Source organism: Kaustia mangrovi (genome assembly GCF_015482775.1).
Lineage (GTDB): Bacteria > Pseudomonadota > Alphaproteobacteria > Rhizobiales > Im1 > Kaustia > Kaustia mangrovi.
Map to the genome: position 1 here is coordinate 1,904,368 of NZ_CP058214.1, position 22,410 is coordinate 1,926,777.

21 protein-coding genes are annotated in these 22,410 nt (G+C 68.6%); 5 read left to right on the top strand and 16 right to left on the bottom strand.

The window, feature by feature from the left end; genetic code table 11:
* Positions 1-90: 90 nt before the first annotated feature.
* From HW532_RS08945 to HW532_RS08980, 8 genes are all read right to left on the bottom strand, one after another.
* The gene (locus tag HW532_RS08945) at positions 91-972 is read right to left on the bottom strand and encodes a ribokinase (RefSeq protein WP_213164040.1); all 882 of its coding nucleotides are present in this window, start codon (positions 970-972) and stop codon (positions 91-93) included.
* 6 nt (positions 973-978) lie between these two features.
* Positions 979-1,875, bottom strand: coding sequence for a nucleoside hydrolase (locus HW532_RS08950; RefSeq protein ID WP_213164041.1), 897 nt, complete (start codon positions 1,873-1,875; stop codon positions 979-981).
* Positions 1,872-3,692 (bottom strand): MGH1-like glycoside hydrolase domain-containing protein, encoded by a 1,821-nt coding sequence (locus tag HW532_RS08955; protein WP_213164042.1) that lies wholly within the window; start codon positions 3,690-3,692, stop codon positions 1,872-1,874. Before HW532_RS08955 ends, HW532_RS08950 begins: the two co-directional genes overlap by 4 nt.
* Entirely contained in the window at positions 3,689-4,297 is a 609-nt protein-coding gene (locus HW532_RS08960) for a cysteine hydrolase family protein (protein WP_213164043.1), read from the bottom strand. Before HW532_RS08960 ends, HW532_RS08955 begins: the two co-directional genes overlap by 4 nt.
* The gene (locus HW532_RS08965) at positions 4,294-5,352 is read right to left on the bottom strand and encodes an ABC transporter ATP-binding protein (protein WP_213164044.1); all 1,059 of its coding nucleotides are present in this window, start codon (positions 5,350-5,352) and stop codon (positions 4,294-4,296) included. The genes HW532_RS08960 and HW532_RS08965 overlap by 4 nt, the downstream gene beginning before the upstream one ends.
* Complete coding sequence (locus tag HW532_RS08970) at positions 5,352-6,140, bottom strand: ABC transporter permease (protein WP_213164045.1); 789 nt, start codon at positions 6,138-6,140, stop codon at positions 5,352-5,354. The genes HW532_RS08965 and HW532_RS08970 overlap by 1 nt, the downstream gene beginning before the upstream one ends.
* Positions 6,137-7,030 (bottom strand): ABC transporter permease, encoded by an 894-nt coding sequence (locus HW532_RS08975; RefSeq protein ID WP_213164046.1) that lies wholly within the window; start codon positions 7,028-7,030, stop codon positions 6,137-6,139. The genes HW532_RS08970 and HW532_RS08975 overlap by 4 nt, the downstream gene beginning before the upstream one ends.
* 104 nt (positions 7,031-7,134) lie before the next feature.
* Positions 7,135-8,199: an ABC transporter substrate-binding protein gene (locus HW532_RS08980; RefSeq protein ID WP_213164047.1), complete on the bottom strand. Its 1,065-nt coding sequence runs from the start codon at positions 8,197-8,199 to the stop codon at positions 7,135-7,137.
* A 232-nt stretch (positions 8,200-8,431) separates the two neighbouring features.
* Here HW532_RS08980 and HW532_RS08985 point away from each other — a divergent pair, with 232 nt between their 5' ends.
* Both HW532_RS08985 and HW532_RS08990 read left to right on the top strand, forming a co-directional pair.
* Positions 8,432-9,397 carry a LacI family DNA-binding transcriptional regulator gene (locus HW532_RS08985; RefSeq protein WP_213164048.1) on the top strand — a complete coding sequence of 322 codons (966 nt, stop codon included), beginning with the start codon at positions 8,432-8,434 and terminating at the stop codon, positions 9,395-9,397.
* Positions 9,398-9,515: 118 nt separating this feature from the next.
* The gene (locus HW532_RS08990) at positions 9,516-10,175 is read left to right on the top strand and encodes a CPBP family intramembrane glutamic endopeptidase (protein ID WP_213164049.1); all 660 of its coding nucleotides are present in this window, start codon (positions 9,516-9,518) and stop codon (positions 10,173-10,175) included.
* Positions 10,176-10,271: 96 nt separating this feature from the next.
* On the opposite strand, the gene HW532_RS08995 is transcribed toward HW532_RS08990, so the two are convergent.
* The 6 genes from HW532_RS08995 to HW532_RS09020 all read right to left on the bottom strand — a co-directional run bounded on the left by HW532_RS08995 (position 10,272) and on the right by HW532_RS09020 (position 17,204).
* Positions 10,272-11,120 carry a phosphogluconate dehydrogenase C-terminal domain-containing protein gene (locus HW532_RS08995; RefSeq protein ID WP_213164050.1) on the bottom strand — a complete coding sequence of 283 codons (849 nt, stop codon included), beginning with the start codon at positions 11,118-11,120 and terminating at the stop codon, positions 10,272-10,274.
* Between the two features lie 31 nt (positions 11,121-11,151).
* Entirely contained in the window at positions 11,152-12,528 is a 1,377-nt protein-coding gene (locus tag HW532_RS09000; protein ID WP_213164051.1) for a four-carbon acid sugar kinase family protein, read from the bottom strand.
* The gene (locus HW532_RS09005; protein ID WP_213164052.1) at positions 12,525-13,778 is read right to left on the bottom strand and encodes a ribulose-bisphosphate carboxylase large subunit family protein; all 1,254 of its coding nucleotides are present in this window, start codon (positions 13,776-13,778) and stop codon (positions 12,525-12,527) included. Before HW532_RS09005 ends, HW532_RS09000 begins: the two co-directional genes overlap by 4 nt.
* Positions 13,779-14,158: 380 nt before the next feature.
* On the bottom strand, positions 14,159-14,653 hold the full coding sequence (locus HW532_RS09010; RefSeq protein ID WP_213164053.1) for an Lrp/AsnC family transcriptional regulator: 495 nt from the start codon (positions 14,651-14,653) through the stop codon (positions 14,159-14,161).
* A gap of 87 nt (positions 14,654-14,740) precedes the next feature.
* Positions 14,741-16,120 carry an aspartate aminotransferase family protein gene (locus HW532_RS09015; protein WP_213164054.1) on the bottom strand — a complete coding sequence of 460 codons (1,380 nt, stop codon included), beginning with the start codon at positions 16,118-16,120 and terminating at the stop codon, positions 14,741-14,743.
* A gap of 205 nt (positions 16,121-16,325) precedes the next feature.
* Entirely contained in the window at positions 16,326-17,204 is an 879-nt protein-coding gene (locus tag HW532_RS09020; RefSeq protein ID WP_213164055.1) for a LysR family transcriptional regulator, read from the bottom strand.
* On the opposite strand from HW532_RS09020, the gene HW532_RS09025 reads away from it, so the two are divergent.
* Genes HW532_RS09025 through HW532_RS09035 form a run of 3 tightly spaced genes read left to right on the top strand, consistent with a single transcriptional unit; the run spans position 17,161 to position 19,249 of the window.
* Positions 17,161-18,102 (top strand): NAD(P)H-dependent oxidoreductase, encoded by a 942-nt coding sequence (locus HW532_RS09025; protein WP_213164056.1) that lies wholly within the window; start codon positions 17,161-17,163, stop codon positions 18,100-18,102. The two genes, HW532_RS09020 and HW532_RS09025, sit on opposite strands and share 44 nt — an antisense overlap.
* A gap of 32 nt (positions 18,103-18,134) precedes the next feature.
* Positions 18,135-18,707, top strand: coding sequence for a helix-turn-helix domain-containing protein (locus HW532_RS09030; protein ID WP_213164057.1), 573 nt, complete (start codon positions 18,135-18,137; stop codon positions 18,705-18,707).
* The gene (locus HW532_RS09035) at positions 18,704-19,249 is read left to right on the top strand and encodes a GNAT family N-acetyltransferase (RefSeq protein WP_246479759.1); all 546 of its coding nucleotides are present in this window, start codon (positions 18,704-18,706) and stop codon (positions 19,247-19,249) included. Before HW532_RS09030 ends, HW532_RS09035 begins: the two co-directional genes overlap by 4 nt.
* Before the next feature lie 143 nt (positions 19,250-19,392).
* On the opposite strand, the gene cueR is transcribed toward HW532_RS09035, so the two are convergent.
* A complete protein-coding gene (cueR, locus tag HW532_RS09040) occupies positions 19,393-19,803 on the bottom strand; it encodes a Cu(I)-responsive transcriptional regulator (RefSeq protein WP_213164058.1) in 411 nt (136 codons plus the stop codon).
* Entirely contained in the window at positions 19,800-22,334 is a 2,535-nt protein-coding gene (locus tag HW532_RS09045) for a heavy metal translocating P-type ATPase (protein ID WP_213164059.1), read from the bottom strand. Before HW532_RS09045 ends, cueR begins: the two co-directional genes overlap by 4 nt.
* Between the last annotated feature and the right edge of the window lie 76 nt (positions 22,335-22,410).

Genomic DNA, 22,410 nt, shown 5'->3' on the forward strand with positions numbered 1-22,410 from the left:
GACCCGCTCCCTTCGCTCAAGATCTCACGGGCGCAGGATAAAGGAAGGCGGCACAAATGGGGAGGGGCGGCGCGACAACCGGGCGGGGTGTCAGCCCGCCGCGATCTCGTCCCAGCCGGGCTGGGAGGCCTGGGCGCCCCGGCGCGTGCAGGCGAGCGCGGCGGCGCGATTGGCGAAGCTGAGCGAATCCGCCTCCGCCAGCCCGCGCTCGAGGCAGGCGCAATAAACGCCGACGAAGGTATCGCCCGCCGCCGTCGTGTCGACCGCCTCCACCGCATGCGCCGGCAGGCGCAGCTCCGTCCCGTCGTGATGATGGACGAGGCCTTGCGCGCCATAGGTCGCGACGACCCGCGTCCCCGTGCGGGATGCAAGGGCCGCCGGCGAGGCGTCGCCAAGCCCCGCGGAGGCGGCGATCTGGCGGAGCTCGATCTCGTTGACGATCAGGTCGTCCACGCAAGCCAGCAGGCCGTCCGGCACGGGCATGGCAGGCGCGGCATTCAGCACCACGCGCAGGCCCGCCCGGTGCGCCCGCGCGGCGACCTCCGCCATCTCATCCATCGGCACTTCCTGCTGCAGGAGCAGGAGCGCGGCGCGCGCCAGCGTCTCATCGTCGAGATCGGACGCCTTGAGCTCGCGATTGGCGCCGGGCGACACGACGATGGTGCTGCCGCCTTCCGCATCGACCCAGATCGTGGCGCAGCCCGTGGGATGGGAAGCGGATCGCCCAACATGGCCGAGATCGACGCCCGCCGCCCTGAGGCAGGCGAGGGCCGGCTCGGCGAAGGCGTCGCCGCCGACCTTGCCGATGAGCTCCACATCGGCGCCCGCGAGCCGCGCGGCATGGGCCTGGTTCGCCCCCTTCCCGCCCGGCGACATGATGCAGTCGCCGCCGAGAACGGTTTCCCCCGGGGCCGGCATGCGCTCGACCGGAACCATGATGTCGAGATTGATGGAGCCGAAGACGACGATCATGGGACCCTAGGCAAGCTTGGCGATTCGGCCGGCGATGAGGCGAAGGAGGCGGTCCGGATCGAGCCCGGTGACGACGCGGTGGCTGGTGCCGTTCTCCTCGAAGCGGCAGGTCCCCTCGCGCGCCGGATCGCGCCATTCGACATGGACCTGCCCCTCCCGTCCGGAAAAGATCTCAGGATCGAGAAGGGCGGCCACGGTGCAGGCGTCATGCACGAAACGCCCGCCGGCGGCGGTGACGTCGAGCATGGCAGCAGCGGCCTCCGCCACGGGCGTGTCCGTCTGCCGGAGCGCTTCGGCGAGCTCTGCGGCGATATTCGCCTGGCGCGTCACATCGAGCCCGAACAGCGAGATCGGCGCGCCGCTCTCGAGCACGATATGGGCGGCCGCCGGATCGGTGCCGAAATTGAATTCCGCCGGCGCGCCCTCCGTCGGAAACACCTCGCCGCCCATGATGTGGAGAGCACGAAGCCGGCCGGCGAGGCGGGGTTCCCGCGTCATGGCCAGCGCCACGTTACTCAGGGGGCCGATGGCGCAGAGCGTGACGGTCCCGGGCTCGGCCGACATCACGGTATCGGCGATGAAATCCGCGCCATGGACCGGCGACGGCGTCGTCCCGGGAGCCGGCAGGCCCGTGTCGCCCATGCCGTCGCGCCCGTGATAGTCGCTTTCGGGCCGCGCCGCGGCCATGAGCGGGCGGGCGAGCCCGGCATGGACCGGGATCTCTGCGCGCCCGGCAAGCTCCAGGAGGCGCAACGCATTCGCCGTCGTCTTCTCAAGCGGCTTGTTGCCGGCGACCGTCGAGATACCGGCAAGCGCGATCTCCTCGGGCGCAGCGAGCGCGAGCAGGATCGCGATGGCATCGTCGATGCCGGGATCGCAGTCGATGACGAGGGGCGCGGTCACAGCGTGCCCCACAGATCGGGCCCGCGCTCTTCGGCGACCATCAGATAGGGCAGCAGAGCTCCCCAGCTATAGAAGGGGTCGGTGTCGGCCTGGTCGAGGATCGCACCGGTCTCGGCATTGTAGTTCTCGCCGCACAGCCGCTCGCGCCAGCCGGCCGCGAACAGGCGCCAGCCCATCTCGGCCAGCGCATGCGCCTCCGCATCCCGCCCGCAGCGCTTGAGCCCCTGATAGGTCCAGAAGTTGAGCGGCCCCCAGATGCGCCCGCGCCAATAGACGTTGTCCGTATAGGCCGGATCGTCGCGCGTGACCGAGGGAAGGCCCGGCACGCCGCCGAATTTCCCGCGCGGGGTCAGATAGCCCGAGACGAGCGCCTCGACCTGCTCCGCGCTCGCCGCGCCGGCGGCCATGGGGAAGAACGAGGTCGGCGCGAGCGGTTCGACAAACCCGCCATCGACGAGGCGATTGGCGAACACCTTGCGGCTCCCGTCCCAGAGCCTGTCGGAGATCGTCTCCCGGTGGCGGGCGGAGCGCCCGGCAAGTCGCGCCGCATCGTCCCCGCGGCCGAGCTCGGCGGCCATCCGCGCCAGCATTTCGCCATCGAGCGCGAGCAGGCTGTTGAGCCCGACATCGAAGGACATCAAAAGCCCGGTCTCCTCGTCGAAGGGGGCGGGATCGTGGACCGGCATGTTGTCCATGGAGGACTCGTCCTTGGCGGCGAGCTTGGTGCCCTTGTAGAGCCCGTCGCCCACATCGAGGCTCGTGCCGTAGACGACGAGGCCCGCGCCGTCGGGCTCGCGCCGGCGCCACCACCAGTCGTGATTGCGCAGGAGGCCCGGAAAGGCCCAGTCGAGAAGTCCACGGTCGCGGGAGGCGAGATAGAGCGACCAGACGACGAAGGAGGCGATTGGCGGCTGGGAACGGTCCAGCCAGGCGTCGTTGCCGGTCACCAGGCACGGGAAGTTGCCCTCCTCCGTCTGCCAGGCGAAGACGGCCTCCAGGTTCTGGCGCGCCTTGCCCTCGTCGAACGGCCCCCACAGGAGGGCGTTGTAGAGGATATCGTCCAGCCAGACGCCGAAACCGCCGAATTTGTGCGTGTTCCAGAAGCGTGTGAGAACGGTGTAGGGCCGGTCGTTGATGGCGTCGTGGACATGGTTCCACGAGATCACGTCGTGAACCGCCTGGAGGGGCGAGGCCTCCTCCGGCAGGGGGGCAATCTCATCCTCCGGCATGGATGGCCGCTCCGGCACCGTCCCGTCGATGCGCAGGTCGAGGCGCATGGACGGGCCCTCCTCCAGATTGAAGCGCAGCGCCGCGAAGGTGCCCTCCACCCCGCGCGAGGCGAGATAGAAATAGCCCTTCTCGCGGAACTCCGCCTCAAGCGCCTCCAGGCCGTCATGGAACGTCGCCATGAGCGGCTTCTTCGCCGCCCGGATGGCGAGCCCCGGCCCGCCGGTCAGGACACCGGTCTCCGGATCGTAGGCGAGGCGGGTGCCCGCCGGGCCCGAGACGCAGAGCACCACCCAGAAACGCAGGCCCCACTCGCCGGTCTCGCGCGCCTGCCAGTCGACGGTCACCCCGCCATCGTCCCCGAAGCGGTAGCGCCAGTCGATGACCGTGTCCTCGTGGCGCGTACGGAAGGTGATCTCGCGCCCGTCCATCGTGCGCACGCCGAACCGGATATCGAGGCTCGGCGGGAGATGCGTCACGGCGTTGGCGCGCGCGGAATAGAGAACCGGCGTCAGTGTCAGGCCCGTGTCGGGATGGGTCAGTTCCACCGGCTTGTCCGGCGACCACGTCCCCCAGCTCGTCGTCGTCATGGGGTCGTCCATTCAGCGAGGATATCGTCGAGAGATGCCAGCTCGACCTGTTGGTCGAAGCGCGGATAGACCGCATCGAGACAGGCCCGGTGCCCGGCCATGTCCGAGCTTGCGACCGCTTCGCGCGGAACGATCACGCGATAGCCGAGATCGACGGCGGACAGCACGGAGGCGAGCACGCAGACATCCGTCTCCACGCCGCAGAAGACGAGTGCGGAGGGCTGGAGCCCGGCGACGGCGGCAGCGAAACCGTCGCTGTCGAAGGCGTCATGGGTCCATTTGTCGAAGATGCGGCCCGGCCCTGCATAAGGCGCGAGATCCTCGTGGAGATCGAGGACGTCGGCGCCGGCAGCCTCCTGCGTCACGCCTGTCCAGTGGCGGTAGTAGCGCTGCCACGTTCCGGTCGCCGCCTCCGGCGTCCTGGCCGTGATGAAGCGCGTGAACCAGCTCCGATCCGGCCGCGCGGCGACGAGAGACCGGATGGCGGGCACGATTTCAAGTCCCGTCGGGCAGAACCAGTCGCCGGGCTCCAGGAAGATGCGCTGCATGTCGACGCAGACGACGAGCGCGCTGTCGCCGAGCGGACCGAAGGGCAGGCGGCTCATGGCGTCACCACCACCGTGTCGGCAGGCCGCCAGACGAGCCGCACCCGCGCACCGGCCTCGAAGGGCTCCGCCCCCCGGTTCTGGGCGATGACTTTCACCGTCTGGTCCTGCCAGGAGGCGAGATAGGTCATGCTGTTGCCGGCGAAGATCGCCTCCGAGACGGTCGCGTCGAGCATGTTGCCCTCGCCGTCCGCCGGCCCGTCGGCGGGCACGACCTCGATACGCTCGGGGCGCACCGCGCACACGACCTCCTCGTCCGCCTTGCCGGGCGCGTCCGCGGTGCGCATCCGCGATCCGTCGGCCAGCACCACGCCGTCGCCATTCGCCCGGCCCCTGAACAGATTGGCGTCGCCGAGAAAGGTCGCCGCGAAGGCGCTCTCCGGCCGGTCGTAGATTTCCTTCGGCGCCCCCTCCTGGACGAGCCGGCCATCGCGCAGAACGCCGATGCGGTCGCTCAGGGTGAGCGCCTCCTCCTGGTCGTGGGTGACGAAGATGGTAGTGATGCCGATCTCGCGCTGGATGCGCTTGAGCTCCACCTGCATGCCGACACGCAGCGCCTTGTCGAGGGCCGACAGCGGTTCGTCGAGCAGCAGCACGCGCGGATGGAATACAATGGCGCGCGCGAGCGCCACGCGCTGGCGCTGGCCGCCGGAGAGCTGGTGCGGCTTGCGGTCGTCGAGGCCGGTGAGGCGGACGAGTTCCAGCGCCTCGCCGACACGCCGTACGATCTCCGCGCGCGCCGTGTTGCGGACCATGAGCCCGAAGGCGACATTGTCGAACACGGACATGTTGGGGAACAGCGCGTAGCTCTGGAACATCATGCCGATATCGCGCTTCTCCGCCGGCAGGGCGCCGACCGGCTCACCGCCGATCTCGATCTCGCCGCTGTCCGGGAAGTCGAAACCGGCGATCAGCCGAAGAAGCGTCGTCTTGCCCGAGCCGGAGGGCCCGAGCAGCCCGTAGAAGCCGCCATCGGCGAATTCGATGGAGATGTCGTCCAGCGCCTTGAAGCTGCCGAACAGCTTGGAGACGCCACGCACGGATACGGAGGCCATCAGCGCTCTCCCCCGAAACGGTAATACCGGGCCACGCCGACCAGAAGTGTCATGGAGAAGACGATGACGATGGTCGAGATGGCGTTGATCTCGGGCGTGAAGCCCTTGCGGATGGCCGTGTAGATCTCAACCGGCAGGGTGGAGACGCCCGGCACGGCCAGGAAATAGGAGATGACGAACTGGTCGAAGGAGACCGCGAAGGCAAAGAGCGCGGCGGCGATGAAGCCCGGCGCGATGAACGGGAAGGTGACATGGCGCACGACCTGTGCCGGAGAGGCGCCGAGCGAGCGCGCCGCCGCCTCCAGATCCGGGTCGAAGGCCTTGAGCCGTGCGGAGACGACGATAATCACATAGGGCAGCGCCAGCGCCACATGGCCGAGCACCATGGCATGGAGCCCGCGCCCGATGCCCGCCCAGAAGAAGAACAGCAGCATGGCCGTTCCCGTGATCAGCCACGGGATCGCGATGGGCGGGAACAGCAGGAGCTGGAGCACCTGCTTGCCGCGGAACTCGTAGCGGAAGAAGGCGATGGCCGCCGCGGTGCCGAGCGTGCTCGCGATCGCGGTGGTGACGACCGCGACGACGATGCTGTTGAACCCGGCGTTCAGCAGCTTCGAATTGCCGGACAGCGCCTCGTACCAGCGCAGCGACCAGTCGATGGGTAGCGTGTAGAACTGCGAGGCGTTGAACGACATCACCGCCATCACGAGGATGGGGATGTAGAGGAACATGAGGACCAGAGCGAGATAGACCCGCCCCAATGTCGCCAGGCCGATCCGCCGCCTCATCGCGCAGCCCTCCTGAGGATCGGATGGAACGCGGCGAAGATGATCAGCACACAGCCCAGCAGGATGAAGGAGAGCGCCGCGCCGAGCGGCCAGTTGAAGACGGCGGTGAACTGGTCCTCGATCACGGTGCCGATGAAGGTGCCGTTGCGTCCGCCGAGGATGCGCGGCTCCATGAAGGAGCCGATGACCGGCACGAAGATCAGCACCGCGCCCGCGACGATCCCCGGCATGGACAGCGGCAGGAGGATGCGCGTGAGGATCGTCCACCGGCTCGCCCCCAGCGACCGCGCCGCCTCGATCAGGTCGTCGTCTATGGCCTGCAACGAGATGTAGCAGGTGAGGATCATGTAGGGCAGGTAGGAATGGACGAGCCCGATCACGATGGCCGGATAGGTGAACATGAGATCGAGCCCGCCGAAGCCCGGGATCACCGCATTCAGGAACTGCTCAAGGATGCCGTTGCCGCGCAGCACCATGGTCCAGGAGAAGATGCGCACCAGCGCGTTGCTCCAGAACGGGATGATGACGAGCAGGAACATGGCCTCGCGCCAGCGCCCCTTGACGACCTTCGCCAGCACCAGCGCGCAGGGAAAGCCGAACAGGAAGCAGTAGAACGAGACTTCCGCGCCGAGCCGCAGCGAGCGCAGCATGAGGCTCTGGTAGAAGGCTTTGTCGAAGAAGGCCTGATAGTTCTCTAGCGTGAACTGCCCGACCCGGCCGGCAATGGGCGCCTCGCTCAGGAGGCTGAAATAGAGCATGGCCGAGATCGGCAGGAACACCGTGACGGCGAGCCACAGATAGGCCGGCCCGGTCAGGACCGCGATCCGCCGCGCCTCGCCGCGCCGGGCCTTCGCGCTGCTGCCAGCCTCTGTACTCGCCGCTACCGTCATGCCGCGCTCAGCGCCTCTGCTTCGGGGAGTGCCCCGTCACGGTTCGACTCCGCGTTTCCCGTCATGGCCGGGCCTGACCCGGCCATGACGACGAGGACATGCCCTCAGTTCTGGTAGTAGGTCTTCGTCTCCTGCCAGAGCTCGAGCATCTTCTGGCGGACCGTGTCGTCTATGGGCCCCATGAACTGGAGCTTGCCCGACTCTGCCGCCTTGCCCATGACCTGCCGGTTGAAGGCGTCCTCGGCAAGCTCGCCGATGGCCTTGGTGTTAGCGGACGCCGGCGCACCCACATCGGTGTCCCACTTCACGTAGAACTCCGGATCGATCATCCAGTCGATGAACTGCTTCGCCGCCTCCTTGTGCGGCGCGTCCTTCGCGATGGACAGCCCGTCGAGCCAGCCGATGGCACCCTCCTTCGGGATGACGAACTCGACGGGCAGGCCGAAATTGTTCTTCGAACGCGAAGCCGAGCCGCTCCAGTAGGTGGACAGCTCGAACTCGCCCGAGGACATGTACTGGTTCCACTCGTTCTCCGAGGTCCAGAAGGTGCGGATCTGCGGCTTCAACGCCCGGAGCTTCTCGCGGATCGCATCGAAGTCGGAGGGGTCGTTGATCTTCTGCCCGGTGGCGATGGCCGCGATCTGCACCGCCTCCACCGCGTCGTCGCGCCAGCCGACCTTGCCCTCGTGCTTCGGCGACCACAGCTCCTCGATGGAGGTCGGCGCGGTCTCGAAATCGTTGGTGTTGATGGCATAGGACGTCACGCCCCAGACCCAGGCGACGCCATAGGTCTTCCCGTCGATCACCAGATAGGGGCTGTTGCGCAGATCCGGCGCCAGATCCTCCACATTCTCCATGGTGGAGGTGTCGATCGGCTCGATCAGGCCCTCCTCCGCCGCCTGCGGCGTGTAGGCGCTGTTGATGAGCACGACATCATAGGTGCCCGGATTGGTCCGGAGCTTGGTCAGCATCTCCTGCTCGGAGTTGAAATAGTCGTGCACGACCTCGTGGCCGGTCTTCTTCTCGAAGGCCTCGACCGACCAATCCTCGTCAGTGCCGTAGCCCTGCCAGTTGAGCACGCGGATCGTGTCGGCTGAGGCCGCGCTCCCCCAGCCCATGGCCATTGCGAGCCCCATGGCTGCGGCCGTCGAAAGCAGTGTCCGTGTCATCCTAACCCCTCCCTCAGTGGCGTCACCGAATGTATCCCCCGATGTCTTGGCCGATTTTCCGACCGCGCTCAAGCATCGGATGCGTGAACTGCCCCCTGCCGACCCGGCGGCAGACATTCCGCCCGGTTAAACGTTTAACCAATCATCATTGCGGCCGCCGCATCGGTCAAGTAGATTGTTTCTACAGAAACAAATGAGCCGGCCATTTCCGCCCGGCCGGACCGGTCCGCCCATGGCAACCATCACCGAAATCGCACGTCTCGCACGGGTGTCGACCGCCACGGTCTCCCATGTGCTCAACAGGACCAAGCCGGTCAGCGCGAAAACGCGCCGGATCGTTGAGGAGATCGCGCGCGAGCTCGGCTATTCGCCGAGCCGGTCGGCGCGCTCGCTCAAGACCGGCCGGAGCGCCACCATCGGGCTGATCGCGCCCGACCTCACCAATCCGTTCTTCCCGGCCATCGCGCAGGCCGTGGAGGCGAAGGCGCGCGAGCTCGGCCACGGGCTCATCATCGTCGACTGCCACAACGACCCGGACGAGGAGCAGGCCGCCTTCGCACTCGTCGGGGAATACCGCGTCGACGGGGCGATCTGGATTCCGGTGCGCGAGGATCTGGAGCGGATCCGTCTGCCCGCCCCCGTCGTCACGCTCGACCGGCCCATCGAGGGCATAGACGGCGTGACCGCAGCCCATCGCGAGGGCGGGCGCATGGTCGGCCGGGAAATCGCTGCGCGCGGGCATGGAAGCGTCGGCATATTGCGCGGTCCCGCCGCCCATTACAGCGCGCGCGAACGCTATGAGGGCCTGAGAGAGGGCCTTGGCGATGCGGTCCCGATCGGCTGGACCGTCGAGGTCCCCTTCTCGCTCGATCTGGGCGAAGAGGCCGAGGCGGCCATTCTGGACCGGCCGGTCTCGTGCATCGCCTGCGCCAACGACCAGGTCGCCATCCGCACGCTCCAGCTGCTCGCCCGGGCGGGCCGCGCCGTGCCGGACGAGGTGTCGGTGATCGGCTTCGACGATATTGCCTGGTCGCACTTCATCCACCCGCCGCTCACCACGGTGCGCCAGCCCTACAGGGCGCTCGGCACGGCGGCGGTCGAGCTGCTCTTCAGGCGCATCGCGGAGCCGGACGCCCCGCGCGAGCTGAAGGCGCTCCCCGTCACCTGGATCGAGCGGGAAAGTCTGCGCGCCATTTGACGCACAGGCGCCCGCCCCCTGCAGGACAAAGACGAAATCCATTATGATGCGGCCGGACGGCGCCCCGGAACGGACCGGGGCGCTGCCATCCGTTTCCCATCCCGGGAGAGAGGTTGCCATGGCGGATGTCGGCAGCCAGGCTATCGTCGGCGGGCGCAGGACCCGCCTCTGGGCCGAGTTTGCGGGCCTCTATGTCGCAATCCCGCTCGCCATGGCCTTCGCCCTGCCGTCGGATACGCTCTGGTGGGGGCTTGCCGGCCTGTTCGCGCTGGCCGTCCTGCTGCTCTCGCTCGCCGACGGCTTCTCGTGGCGCTCGCTGATCGCAGCGCCCGCCGTGCCGGACTGGCCCGCCCTTGCGGGCTTCGTCGTGCTGGCCGCGGGGATCTCCATCGGCCTCGTCCTGTGGCTCAGGCCCTATGCGCTCTTCGGCATGCCGCTCCACAACCGGGAGCTCTGGCTCGCGATCATGGCGCTCTATCCGCTGCTCTCCGCCTTCCCGCAGGAGATCGTCTTCCGCGTCCTGTTCTTCAGACGATACGGCGCACTCTTCAATGGCGCCCATGTCGCGATCGCGGCCAATGCGGCGGCGTTCTCGCTCGCCCATCTCTTCTACTGGAACTGGCCGGCCGTCATCCTGACCGCGCTCGGCGGCGCCGTCTTCGCCTGGGCCTACCGGGAGAAGGGCTCCTTCCTCTTCGCCTGGCTGCTCCACGCCCTTGCCGGCCAGATCGTCTTCACCTCCGGCCTCGGCCGCTATTTCTATCACGGCGCCATATAGGGCATCGTCCGATAAGGCGGCACCGGCCACCCATGACATGATGATCCCGTGGGCGGCCGGAGGGAGCGGGCCGGGGCAGCAACAATCAGGCAAGCCTCATCCCTTCGGCGCGGCGTTGCAGATACCCTTCACCGAGCGCATCACCGCCTCGGGTGCGAAGACGCGGTCGAGCCAGCCATCCCGGAAGATCTCCGCCTTCGCGTTCTCGATGGCCAGCAGCGCCCCGTCGGAGAACTGCCCCGGAAAGGCCTCGAACAGGATGGCGAGCTCGACATTGAGATGGCCGAGCATGAAATCCATCGCCGCCTGGTGCGGCACGCCGCGCCGGGCCGCCTCGTCGGTCGCCTCGCGCAGCGCGGTGACGAGCGTCGCCGCCACGGTCTCCGACAGGGCCGGCTCGAGAATCGCCATCTGCTCCACGCTCACGCGGTGGGAGCGCATGACCGGCTTGTAGATCGCCCGCGCGATCGCCTCGCATGGCGCATAGTGCTCCTCCGGTCCCTGCATGAGCGCGCAGACGATATGCTGTCTCGCATGCTCGCCGCCGAAATAGTCGGTCTTGGCCTCCATCCTCGTCTCCTCGTTGAAGATTGGCGGATGGCAGGGATGGGTGACGAAATAGGTGATATCGGCGCGCTCCGGCAGCTCGCCCGCATGGGGCGCGGCGGCATCGAGCATGATGACCGCGCAGCCGCCCGGTATCTTGTCGACGAACCCCCGGGCGATCTTGCCAATGGCCGCATCCGGCACCGCCATCAGCACGACATCGGCCCGGGCCAGTGCCTCGTCCGGATCCGCGCAGGTCACGCCGAGCGCGTCGGCGAGGCGCTCGCGGCCGGCCTGCGATATCTCCACATGGTCCACCTCATAGGGCTCGTCCGCGAGATTGCGGGCAAGCCTCAGCCCCATCTTTCCGCCCGCGCCGAGCAATGCGATCCTGGTCATGCGAGATCTCCTCCCTTGTCCCTCGTGTATCTCAAGTTCCACCTCCGGCACGGACGCGCCCGAAATAGTCCGGCCCGCCGATCTGGCCACCCTTGAAGGCGATCTGGAGGCCCTCCAGCCGGCGCTCCTTAGCATGCGCGAGACACAGGGGCGCGCCCGGCGCAACGGGCACCATCGCCTCCAGCGCATAGAGGCCGAGCGCCCCGCCGGCCCGGCCCGCCGTGTCGCCGCCGCTGACCACGACGCGCCCGAGCCCCGCCTGCCGGACGACGCGGGAGAGAATGTCGCCGAGCGCCCGCCCGATCCGGTCCTGCCCCTCCGCCGGGTCGATGCCGAGCGCACGGACCTTGTCCGCGAACCGGACGATCCGGGGGTCGTCGGGTCCGCGTGCGGTGTGGACGAGCGGGCTTCGGCCGTCTTCCAGCGCCGCCAATGCGCACGAGACGGTATCGGCGATCTCCTCCTGCCGCGTCGCCGGGTCGGCAAGGCGCGTCGCGTCGGGCGCGATGTCGGCAAAACCGTTCTTGAAGCTCCAGCCGATCTGGTCCGCGGTCACCGGCGAGCAGCTCCCCGAGACGGCCGCGATCCGGTCCACCGGCCCGAGCCCGGCGCGCGCGGTGGCCTGCGGCAGGAGCCCGGCCCGGCGCCAATGGGCGATCAGCGCATATTGAAGGCCGGAGGAGGAGGCGGAAAAGAGGCCGTCGCCCCGCCCCTGCCAGACGAGCGCGCCCGCCGCGGCGAGCGTCTCCTCGTCCATGACATCGACCAGAACGGCCCGCGCGCCGTCCGCGAGCACGGTTTCGAGGCGGTCCGCACCACGGCCCTCCTTCAGGGCGACGAAATCGACGAGCCCGATGGGGAGGTCGGTCTGGTCGGCGAGATGGCGGCTGAGATCGGCCTCGCCCATGGGCGTCACCGGATGGCGCGCCATGGTCGGGTGGCGGTCGAGCCGGTAGCCCTCGCCATCGACGGTGGCGAACAGGTTGCCGAACGCCTGATAGCGCCCGAGCCGGGGCGCGGCGACGATCATGGGCGACCAGCGGCAGGGCCGCGCCCGGAGCCCCAGCTCCAGCGCCTTGCCGATGGAGCCGACCGTTGGCGAGGAATCGAAGGTGGAGCACACCTTGTAGTGCAGGATCGGCGCGCCGAGGCCGGCGAGCGTGGCAAATATCTCCGGCAGATGGCGCTCCATCCAGCCGGGCGTGCGGCTGCGCGCGGTGCCGGCGATGCCGATGGCCCGGTAGCCGGCAAAGGCCGACAGCCGCTCCGGCGTTGGCGGTTCCAGGAACAGGACGGCCGGCAGCCCGTTGAACGCGAAGACCTCCATCGCATCGGTGGAGCCGGTGAAGTCATCGCCATGGAAGGCGAGAAGACAGCCTTGGGCCAGCGTCTCGCGCGCCACCGTCATCGATAGGCCTCCAGCGCGGTGCGCAGCGCCTCGTGCGAGCGCGCATAGGTCTCCGCCGGAATGCCCTTAACGGCGGCCTCCCACGCCTCGCGCAGGCTGGCCACGCCAGCGGCCGGCCCGGCCGGGTGCGCCATGATCCCGCCACCTGCAGCATAGATCAGGTCGACGGAGCCGAGCGCCTCGTAGGTCGCCGCCGCCTGCCGCGCCGACTGGCCGGAGGAGAAGACCGGCATCGCCGTCATGGGACGGTCGTCGAACAGCGGCTCCAGACAGGCACGGGCGGAGGCGACGACGCTGTCATTCGCCTCGCAGAACTTGTTGTCGAGCCCGTTGACATGCATGTGGTCGGCGCCGGCGAGCCGCCAGAGCGTCTGCCAGGCCCTGTAGGACCAGCCGAGCATGGGATGGCGGCTGAGATAGCCCCAGCCATTGCGGTGGGCATGGATCGGCAGGGCGCAATGGCGCCTGAGCGCCATGAGGCCTGCGAGCCCGACGCTGTTGAGACTGACCATGACGCAGGTGCCGCCATGCTCCGCGACCACGTCGTGGCGCCGGCGCATCTCGTCGACCTCGCCCGTCAGGTTGAAGGCGACCATCGGCTTGCGCCCCGTGCGGTCGGCATGGCGCGCGACGACCTCCATGACCGCCTTCACGCGCGCCTCGAAGGGGCAATGGGCACCGTCGCTCTGCAGCTCGTCGTCCTTGACGAAATCGATGCCCGCCGCGCACAGCCCGTCGACGAGACCGGCGGTTTCCGCCGGGCCGAGCCCGATGCTCGGCTTTATGATCGTGCCGATGAGCGGACGGCCCTCCACGCCCGCGAGCCGGCGCGTTCCCTCAACCCCGAAGGCCGGGCCGGGACAGGCCTGCGCGAACGCCCGGGGCAGCGCGATGTCGAGGAGGCGCAGACCGCTCACCTCCCTCAGCTCGAACAGGTTTCCCGCAACCGTCGCCATGAGGTTGGGCAGCGACGGGCCGATATTGTCCAGCGGCCAGGAAATCTCCACGCGCGCCCTGCTATAGCGTGCACCGTCCGGCGGGCGGGCAGCGCCCGGCAAGCTCGGCTCGGCGACCGTGTCCAGACGCTCCACCCGCTCCACGACGGCGCCCGCACGCCGGCGAAGCTCCGGCGTCTCGCCGGGAACCGCCACGAAGGTTCCGCTCGACTGCTCGCCGGCCATGACGCCTGCGACCGCATCCGGATCGAGCCCGGTCTCCAGCAGATAGGTGGCGCGAATGCGCTCGCCCATGATGCGGTCCCCTTCCTGCGCCGGCGCACCTCACCGCCAACTGATATACTCATCATACCAGTTGGCGGGACGTGGCAACAAGGGGCGTTTCGACAGGCCCATACACAACGGCCCTGCTGTACCGCCACACCCCGACCGCCCTGCAAAGGCCGAACCCCTATCGCCGATACGGCAATGGATCCCCGCTCTTCCGCGGAGCTAACGCGCGGAGAGACACCAAGGTCCTCGATCCAGAGCTCAAGACCGGGATCCGCCGGCCCTGCCGGAATCATGCCCGGTCCCCACCCCGTCATTCCCGCGGAAGCGGGAATCCATCTCCCTGACGTCGCGACGGATCTGCGCCCGCGCTGAGAGATGACAGATGGGTCGAGGGACGGGCCCTACCGCTCCTTCTCGAAGAGCGAGGGCAGCGGGTAGTGGCTCTTCACGAAGGGCGACTTGATGACGACGTAGCTGAAATATTTCTCGATGCCGATATTCGTCTCCAGGAGCCGCTCCACGATCTCCTGATATTCGGCGATGCCGCGCGTCACGAATTTCAGCAGATAGTCGTAGCTACCGCTGACCAGATGGCACTCGACGATCTCGTCCAGCCGCCGCACCGCCGCCTCGAACCGGCTGAAATCGCCAGGCCGGTGGTCCGACAGGGTCACCTCGGTGAAGACCGTCAGCGTCTCGCCGAGCTTGGCCATATCGATCTGCGCGCTGTAGCCGGTGATGAAGCCCGCCTCCTGCAGCCGCTTCACTCGCAGCAGGCAGGGGCTCGGCGACAGGCCGACCGCCTCGGCCAGCTCCACATTGGTGATGCGGCCGTTCTTCTGCAGTTCGTAGAGGATCCTGATGTCGATACGGTCGAGCTTCGGGGCTCTCGTCATGTCTCTTGCGCGTCTCGTCGCCGGCTGCCGAATATGGCCGCGGCCGGCGCCGAAACGTCAGGGGCGCCGTGCCCGGCGCCGCGCATACTACCCCAGAGACTTGCGAATGTCGGCCCAATCGAGCACCTGGTCGAGGGTCTTGCGGGTACGCTCCACAATCAGGTCGATCTCGTCCGGCGTGCAGGTGAGCGGCGGGGCGAACCCGATCACCCCGTCGGGGAAGGCGCGCACAATCAGGCCGTTCTCGTAGGCGCAGGCGAAGATGCGCTCGCCGAGCTTCAGCGCGGGGTCGAACTTGCGCTTCTCGTCCTTGTGAGAGACGAGCTCCAATGCGGCAAGCATGCCGCGCCCGCGCGCCTCGCCGACCAGCGGATGGCCGGCAAGCGCGCCGAGCCCCGCCATGAGCCGCTCGCCCATGCGCCGGCCGTTCTCCACCAGACCGCCCTCGGTATAGAGCTTCAGGACCGCAAGCCCCACCGCCGCACTCACCGGATGGCCCGAATAGGTGAAGCCGTGGCCGACCGGCGCGTCGGGCCCCGCCCCGTCGGCGATCGCCTGATAGACCGGCTCGCTCATCACCACCGCACCCATGGGCACATAGCCGGATGTCAGCCCCTTCGCCATGGTCATGAGGTCGGGCACGACCCCCTCGTGCTCGCAGGCGAACATGGTGCCCGTGCGCCCGAACCCCGTGATCACCTCGTCGGCGACGAACAGGATGCCGAGCTCGCGGCAGGTCTCGCGCATGGCCCTGAGCCAGCCGTCCGGCGGCACGATGACGCCGCCGGAGCCCTGGACCGGCTCGCAGAAGAAGGCCGCGACCGTATCCGCGCCGAGCTCCGCGACCTTGTCCCTGAGCGCGGCGACCGAGGCCGCCGTCACGGCCCGATGGTCCTCGCCCTCGGGGCTGCGATAGGGGAAGGGCGAGGGAATGCGATGCTGCCATGGCAGCGGCACGTCGAACCCTTTGTGGAAGACCGGCAGGGCGGTGAGCCCCGAGCCCGTGGTGGACGAGCCGTGATAGCCCTGCTCCAGCGTGATGACCTGCTTCTTCTCCGGCTTGCCGAGCGCGTTGAAATAGTAGCGGATGAAGCGCACCGCCGAATCGACGGCATCCGATCCGCCGAGCGTGAAATAGACGCGGGACAGGTCGCCCGGCGTGAGGTCGGCCAGCTCGGCGGCCAGCCGTATCGAGGGCTCGCTGCCGAGATCGAAATAGCCCGTCGCATAGGCCAGGCGCTGCATCTGCTCCGTCGCCGCGGCGACGACCGAGGGCTGACCGTAGCCCGCATTCACACACCACAGCCCCGCAAAGCCGTCGATGAGCTCGCGGCCCTGCGCATCGGTCACGAACACGCCCTTCGCCGATTGAAGGACCGTCACGCCGCGTTCCTCATGCCCCCTGTAGGAGGCGACGGGGTGGATCAGATGGCGGCGGTCGAGCTCGACAAGGGAATTGCTCAGCATGGGTCGTGGGTCCCGGAATGCGGTTTTGCAGCGTGTCCGCACACTACCGCCCCCGGCCAAGCAGAATGTGCCAAGCTTCGCGCCGGAACGGCATCTCTCGGCATTTCGAGGCCTCGCCGCCGGCAGAAAATATCCCGCCCGCAAGCGTCCTGGAGCGCCGCGCTTTCGAACCGGAAAAGTGGTCTCCACTTTTCCTGAAAGCGCTCTAGGTCTGCCCCAGCAGCCGCGGACGGGCCGCCTTAACCGCATCGGCGACGAAATCCGCAAAGGCCCTGATGCGGGCGGTCCGGCGCAGATCGGGATGGGTGAGCAGCCAGAGATCGACCGCAAGCTCGGGCACCGGATCGCCGAGCCGGACGAGCCTGTCGTCGCCATCGGCCAGATAGCAGGGCAGGACCGTGGCGCCGAGCCCCTCGCGGACCGCCGCCAGCAGGCCCATGCCGGTATTGGCCCGGTAGACGCAGCGCGCGTCCACACCCTTGGTCGCCATCCAGCGGCCGAGCGCGGGATGGATCATCGGCTCGTCCCATCCCACCCACGGCCCGCTGTCCGCGTCGCCGGTGCCAGCGGGGCCATAGACGGCCTGTGCGATGGTGCCGATCCTGCGGCCGACAAGCGCCTCGGGCGGCGCGCCCGTCGGCCTGATCGCCACGTCGGCCTCGCGCCTCGACAGGCTGAACAGCTCGTTGGAGACGACGGCTTCCAGCACGATGTCGGGGAACACCTCCCGGAAGGACGCAAAGACCGGCGTCAGGAAACCCGCCAGAAGCGAATCCGTCGTCGTCACGCGCACCGTGCCGGACGGGCGCAGATCGCGGCCCGCGACGCGGCGTTCGACAGCGACAACCTCCGCTGCGATTCCCTCCGCCACCGCCGCGATGTCCTCGCCCTCCAGCGTCGGCGCATAGCCGCGCCGCGACCGGTCGAACAGCTTGACGCCCAGCCGCTCCTCGATCCCGGCAAGCCGCCGGAAGACGGTGGCATGGCTCAGCCCGAGCATGCGCGCCGCACCCGACAGGGAGCCCGTACGCGCAACCGCCATGACGGTTCTCAGATCGTCCCAGGGCATAGTCTGTTCATTCATACAAGGACACTTTGCAATTATTCGGTATTTCCGTTCATTATCGCAAAGACTAGATCATCGGGCGACAGCGATAAACCCCGCGACACAGATCCAGGGAGCCCGACATGCACGCGCTCATCGTTCTTGCCCACCCGAGGAGAAATCGTTCAACGCCCAGCTCGCCCGGACCGCGAAAGAGACCCTCGAAGGGCAGGGCCACACCGTCGAGATCGCCGATCTCTACCGCGAGCACTTCGATCCCCTGGAAGGCCCGCGCCATTTTCCCGAGCGCGCCGACAGCGGGTTCTTCAGCGCCATGGCCGAGCAGCGCCACGCGGCCGACACCGACACACTGCCCGCCGATGTGGAACGCGAGATCGCACGGCTGGAGCGCGCGGATCTCGTGATCTTCCAGTTTCCGCTCTGGTGGTGGTCGGTCCCGGCGATCCTCAAGGGCTGGCTCGACCGGGTCTTTGTCTGGGGCCGGGTCTATTCGAGCCGGATGCGCTACGAGGACCGCGGCCATTTCCGGGGAAAGCGCGCCTTCCTCTCCGTGACGACCGGGGCGCCGGAGCCCGCCTTCGGACCGGACGGGCGCGCCGGCAATCTCGACCTCGTCCTCTGGCCGGTCGAATTCAGCCTGTCCTATGTGGGCTTCTCCGTCCTGCCCTCCTTCCGTGCCTTCGGGGTCGGCGGCGCGGCGCCGGCAGACAGCACGACGCTGGCGCGCGAGATCGAGGCCCGCAAGGCAGCGTTCAGCGCCCATCTCGACCGGCTCGACCGGCTCCGTCCCCTCCCTTTCAACGGATCGCAGGACTGGGACGAGACCGGCCGGCTGAAGCCGGACGCACCGAGCCACAGCCCGTTCATCCGGCATGCCGCACGCCCGCGCGACCGGATCGCGGGAGAGCAGGCTTGACGGCGTACCGTTTATGAGATTTTATCTCATATATGGAACAAGCCAAGACAATCGCCGCCTCCATGGACCGGCGAATCGCCCAGCGCCTGAAGGATCTGCGCACCGAGCGCGGCTGGTCGCTGGACAGGCTGGCGGGGCTAAGCGGCATCAGCCGCGCCACGCTCTCGCGGCTGGAGAATGCGGAGGTGAGCGCGACGGCCAGCGTCCTCGGCAGACTGTGCGCCGCCTACGGGCTGACCGTGTCGCGGCTCATGCACATGGTGGAGGACGATTTCGGCCCGCTCGTCCGCCGCGACCGGCAGGAGGTGTGGCGCGATCCGTCGACCGGATTCCTCCGGCGCGCCGTCTCCCCGCCCGCCCGCGCCCTTGCCGGCGAGGTGCTCGACTGCACGCTCGAGCCCGGCACGCAGATCGCCTATGACGCACCGCCCAAGGAGGGTCTCGAGCATCACCTCCTCTTGATCGAGGGGCGGCTCGAGATCGAGGTCGGCGGGCAGACCCATACACTCGGCCCGGGCGACTGCCTGCGCTACCAGCTTTTCGGGCCGAGCCGGTTCGAAACGCCGCAGGCCCACGGTGCCCGCTATCTGCTCTTCATGGTGTGAGGCGGCATGACGGACGGCACGGCCATCGCCATTTCCCCCTCCCCGCCCACGACGCGGCGCGCCATGCGGGCGAGCTCGGCCGGCTCCTCGCCGATTGCGTCCGCGACGGCGCCAATGTGAATTTCGTGATGCCGTTCACCGAGGCCGATGGCGAAGCTTTCTGGACGGCGAAGGTCCTGCCGGCGCTCGGGACCGGCACGCTGACGCTCCTCGTCGCGCACACCGGCAGCCGGATCGTCGGCACCGTCCTGCTCGACTGCGGCACACCGCCCAACCAGCCCCACCGGGCCGAGGTCGCCAAGCTGCTCGTCCATCCGGACTTCCGGCGCCGGGGCATCGCGAAGGCCCTGATGGCCGAGCTGGAAGACCTCGCTGGGCGGCTCGGGCGAAGCCTCGTCACGCTCGACACGCGTACCGGCGACAAGGCGGAACCGCTCTACACGGCCCTCGGCTACCGGACGGCCGGCGTCATCCCCGATTTCTGCCGCGACCCGTTCGAGGACAGGTTCTACCCGACGACGATCATGTACAAGACGCTGTAGGGTGTGGCCTTGGCCTTGTGGAGTCGCATCTACTGCACCGGCCCACTCCCCCACCCGGCCACCCACGGAAGTATGGTCTCATGGGTGGCCGGGTGGGGGAGTGGGCCGGTGCCGTGTGGATGAAGCGCGCGACTCGTACCCCCCTACGCCTCCTCGCGCTCCTCGCTACCGACCGCCAGCTCGTCGAGGATCGGACAGTCGGGGCGGTCGTCGCCATGGCAATGGGCGGAAAGGTGCTGGAGCGTGCTCACCATGTCCTCGATCTGCACCATCTTGGCCTTGAGCTCGGCGATATGGGTCTCCGCGATCCGCTTCACATCGGCCGAGGCGCGCCCGCGATCCTGCCACAGCGCGAGGAGCTCGCGGATCTGGGCGATGGAGAAGCCGAGATCCCGGGCGCGCCGGATGAAGTGCAGCGCATGAAGATCCTTCCGGGAATAGTGCCGGTATCCGGCCTCGCTCCGGCTCGGCGGAGCGATCAGGCCGATGGCCTCGTAATGGCGGATCATCTTCGCGGAGTTTCCGGTCACCTTCGCGGCGTCGCCGATATTCATGCTCGGGCCTCCCTGGACTGGCCTGCGGGTACGGGCTCGCTTCCGCCACCCCCCGCGCCGGCCACCGGCCGGAAGCGCTTCAGCCTCAGCCCGTTGGTCAGCACGAAGACGCTCGAGAACGCCATGGCGCCGGCCGCCAGCACGGGCGACAGCAGGATACCATAGGCGGGGTAGAGCACGCCCGCCGCGACCGGCACGAGGCAAACATTGTAGGCGAAGGCCCAGAACAGATTCTGCCTGATATTGCGGATCGTCGCGTGCGACAGCGCGACCGCATTGGCGACGGCGCGCAGGTCGCCCGACATGACGACGACGTCGGCGCTCTCCATCGCGATATCGGTACCCGTGCCGACGGCAAGCCCGACATCGGCGGCGGCGAGCGCCGGCGCATCGTTGATACCGTCGCCGACAAAGGCGACCCTGCGCCCGCCATCGGCGAGCCGCTTCACCGCCTCCGCCTTGCCCTCGGGGAGCACCTCCGCGATCACGTCGTCGATACCGAGCCGCACCGCGATGGCCTGCGCGGTGTGGCGGTTGTCGCCGGTGACCATGACCACGTCGAGCCCCTGGTCCTTGAGCGCCGCGATAGCCTCCGGCGTCGTCTCCCTCACAGGATCGGAGACGGCCAGGATCGCCGCGAGCCTGCCGTCGATGGCGGCATAAAGCGGCGAGGCGCCCTCGCCCGACAGGCGATCCGCCTCGCCCCTCAGGGCCCCGACATCGATCCCCGAACGCGCCATCAGCCGGTCGGCGCCGACCTCCACGGTGCGCCCCTCCACATGGGCGCGCAGCCCGAAACCCGGCATGGCCTCGAAGCCGCTCGCCGGGGCGAGGGCGATGTCCTCCCGGCCGGCCGCCGCGACGATGGCCTCCGCGACGGGATGCTCCGACAGGGCCTCCGCCGAGGCGACGAGCCGGAGCACCTCCTCGCGCGCGAAGCCGCCCGCCATCCCGATATGGGTGAGGACCGGCTTGCCGAGCGTGAGCGTGCCGGTCTTGTCGAAGGCGACGACATCGGCGTCGCGCAGGGTCTGCAGCGCCTCGCCCTTACGGAACAGGACGCCCATCTGCGCCGCGCGGCCCGTGCCGACCATGATCGAGGTCGGCGTGGCAAGCCCCATGGCGCAGGGGCAGGCGATGATCAGCACCGCGACCGCATTGACGAGCGCGAAGGTCAGCGCGGGCGCCGGCCCGAAGACGAACCACAGCGCAAAGGTCAGGGCTGCCGCGGCCATGACGGCCGGCACGAACCACGCCGTCACCCGGTCGACCAGCGCCTGGATCGGCAGCTTCGCCGCCTGCGCGTCCTCCACCATGCGGATGATCCGCGCGAGCACCGTGTCGCTGCCGACCTTGGTGGCACGGAACGAGAAGGCGCCCGTCTTGTTGATCGTGCCGCCCACGACCTCCGCACCCTCGCTGCGGGCGACCGGCATGGGCTCGCCGGTAATCATCGATTCGTCGAGATAAGAGGAGCCCTCCACGATCTCGCCGTCGACCGGCACCGTCTCGCCAGGCCGCACGAGCACGATATCGCCGATGGCGACCTCCTCCAGCGGCACATCCACCGGTCCGCCCTCGCGCAGCACGCGCGCCGAGCTCGCCCGGAGGCCCGCAAGCCGCCTGATGGCCTCGCCGGTGCGCCCCTTCGCGCGGGCCTCCAGATAGCGGCCGAGCAGGATCAGCGTTACGATCACCGCCGCCGCTTCGTAGTAGACATGCGCCGTGCCCGCCGGCAGGACCCCCGGCAGGAAGGTCGCCACGACCGAATAGCCCCAGGCCGCGCTCGCGCCGAGCACCACCAGCGCGTTCATGTCCGGCGCCCCGCGCAGGAGCCCCGGAACGCCCTTGCGGAAGAAGCGCAGGCCCGGCCCGAAGAGCACGGCCGTGGTCAGGAGGAACTGGATCGCCCGGACCGCCTGCGTGCCGAGCATACCGTCGAGCCAGGCCCCGAAGGCCGGAACGGCATGGGCCCCCATCTCCATGACGAAGACGGGAAGCGTCAGAAGAGCCGCGAGGATCGCGGCATTGCGCAAGCCATGGTCATCGGTCTCGCCGGCATCGCCGCCATTGTCCGGCGCGGCTTCGCGGGCGAGCGGCCTGGCCGCGTAGCCGGCTGCGGTGACGGCAGCGGCGAGTTCATCCGCCGTCGTCGCGCCTGACACAGCGCGGATATGAGCACGGCCCGTCGCCAGATTGACCGAGACCTCGAGAACGCCCGGCACGGCCCTGAGCGCCTTCTCCGCACGTCCCACGCAGGACGCGCAGTTGAGCCCGCCGACGGTGAGATCCACCTCCGCTTCAGAAACATCGTAGCCTGCGCCCCTGACCGCCGCGGCCACTCCGGCCATGTCGGGAGTACCGTCGAAGGCCATATCGGCCCGGCCCGTCGCGAGATTGACGGACACGGAAGAGACGCCGGGCACGGCCGCAATGGCACGCTCCACGCGCCCGACACAGGATGCGCAGTTCAAACCGCCGATCGCCATATGGCCGGGGCGGCGGGCCGTTTCATTCGCTTCGACAGACATCGTGTGTGGGAACGCTCGCCTCTGGACCTGAAACCGGTCCGAAAGATGAGGGTTCCCATTGTGTCAAGGTCAAGCC

What these genes read in the sequence shown, in the direction of transcription:
- HW532_RS09010 (WP_213164053.1), bottom strand. Translation starts at nt 14,653, where the DNA reads ATGACGAGAGCCCCGAAGCTCGACCGTATCGACATCAGGATCCTCTAC.
- HW532_RS09020 (WP_213164055.1), bottom strand. Translation starts at nt 17,204, where the DNA reads ATGAATGAACAGACTATGCCCTGGGACGATCTGAGAACCGTCATGGCG.
- HW532_RS09015 (WP_213164054.1), bottom strand. Translation starts at nt 16,120, where the DNA reads ATGCTGAGCAATTCCCTTGTCGAGCTCGACCGCCGCCATCTGATCCAC.
- HW532_RS09025 (WP_213164056.1), top strand. Translation starts at nt 17,161, where the DNA reads ATGACGGTTCTCAGATCGTCCCAGGGCATAGTCTGTTCATTCATACAA.
- cueR (WP_213164058.1), bottom strand. Translation starts at nt 19,803, where the DNA reads ATGAATATCGGCGACGCCGCGAAGGTGACCGGAAACTCCGCGAAGATG.
- HW532_RS08965 (WP_213164044.1), bottom strand. Translation starts at nt 5,352, where the DNA reads ATGGCCTCCGTATCCGTGCGTGGCGTCTCCAAGCTGTTCGGCAGCTTC.
- HW532_RS08985 (WP_213164048.1), top strand. Translation starts at nt 8,432, where the DNA reads ATGGCAACCATCACCGAAATCGCACGTCTCGCACGGGTGTCGACCGCC.
- HW532_RS08945 (WP_213164040.1), bottom strand. Translation starts at nt 972, where the DNA reads ATGATCGTCGTCTTCGGCTCCATCAATCTCGACATCATGGTTCCGGTC.
- HW532_RS08970 (WP_213164045.1), bottom strand. Translation starts at nt 6,140, where the DNA reads ATGAGGCGGCGGATCGGCCTGGCGACATTGGGGCGGGTCTATCTCGCT.
- HW532_RS08955 (WP_213164042.1), bottom strand. Translation starts at nt 3,692, where the DNA reads ATGACGACGACGAGCTGGGGGACGTGGTCGCCGGACAAGCCGGTGGAA.
- HW532_RS09005 (WP_213164052.1), bottom strand. Translation starts at nt 13,778, where the DNA reads ATGGGCGAGCGCATTCGCGCCACCTATCTGCTGGAGACCGGGCTCGAT.
- HW532_RS08990 (WP_213164049.1), top strand. Translation starts at nt 9,516, where the DNA reads ATGGCGGATGTCGGCAGCCAGGCTATCGTCGGCGGGCGCAGGACCCGC.
- HW532_RS08975 (WP_213164046.1), bottom strand. Translation starts at nt 7,030, where the DNA reads ATGACGGTAGCGGCGAGTACAGAGGCTGGCAGCAGCGCGAAGGCCCGG.
- HW532_RS09000 (WP_213164051.1), bottom strand. Translation starts at nt 12,528, where the DNA reads ATGACGGTGGCGCGCGAGACGCTGGCCCAAGGCTGTCTTCTCGCCTTC.
- HW532_RS09030 (WP_213164057.1), top strand. Translation starts at nt 18,135, where the DNA reads ATGGAACAAGCCAAGACAATCGCCGCCTCCATGGACCGGCGAATCGCC.
- HW532_RS08960 (WP_213164043.1), bottom strand. Translation starts at nt 4,297, where the DNA reads ATGAGCCGCCTGCCCTTCGGTCCGCTCGGCGACAGCGCGCTCGTCGTC.
- HW532_RS09045 (WP_213164059.1), bottom strand. Translation starts at nt 22,334, where the DNA reads ATGTCTGTCGAAGCGAATGAAACGGCCCGCCGCCCCGGCCATATGGCG.
- HW532_RS08980 (WP_213164047.1), bottom strand. Translation starts at nt 8,199, where the DNA reads ATGACACGGACACTGCTTTCGACGGCCGCAGCCATGGGGCTCGCAATG.
- HW532_RS08995 (WP_213164050.1), bottom strand. Translation starts at nt 11,120, where the DNA reads ATGACCAGGATCGCATTGCTCGGCGCGGGCGGAAAGATGGGGCTGAGG.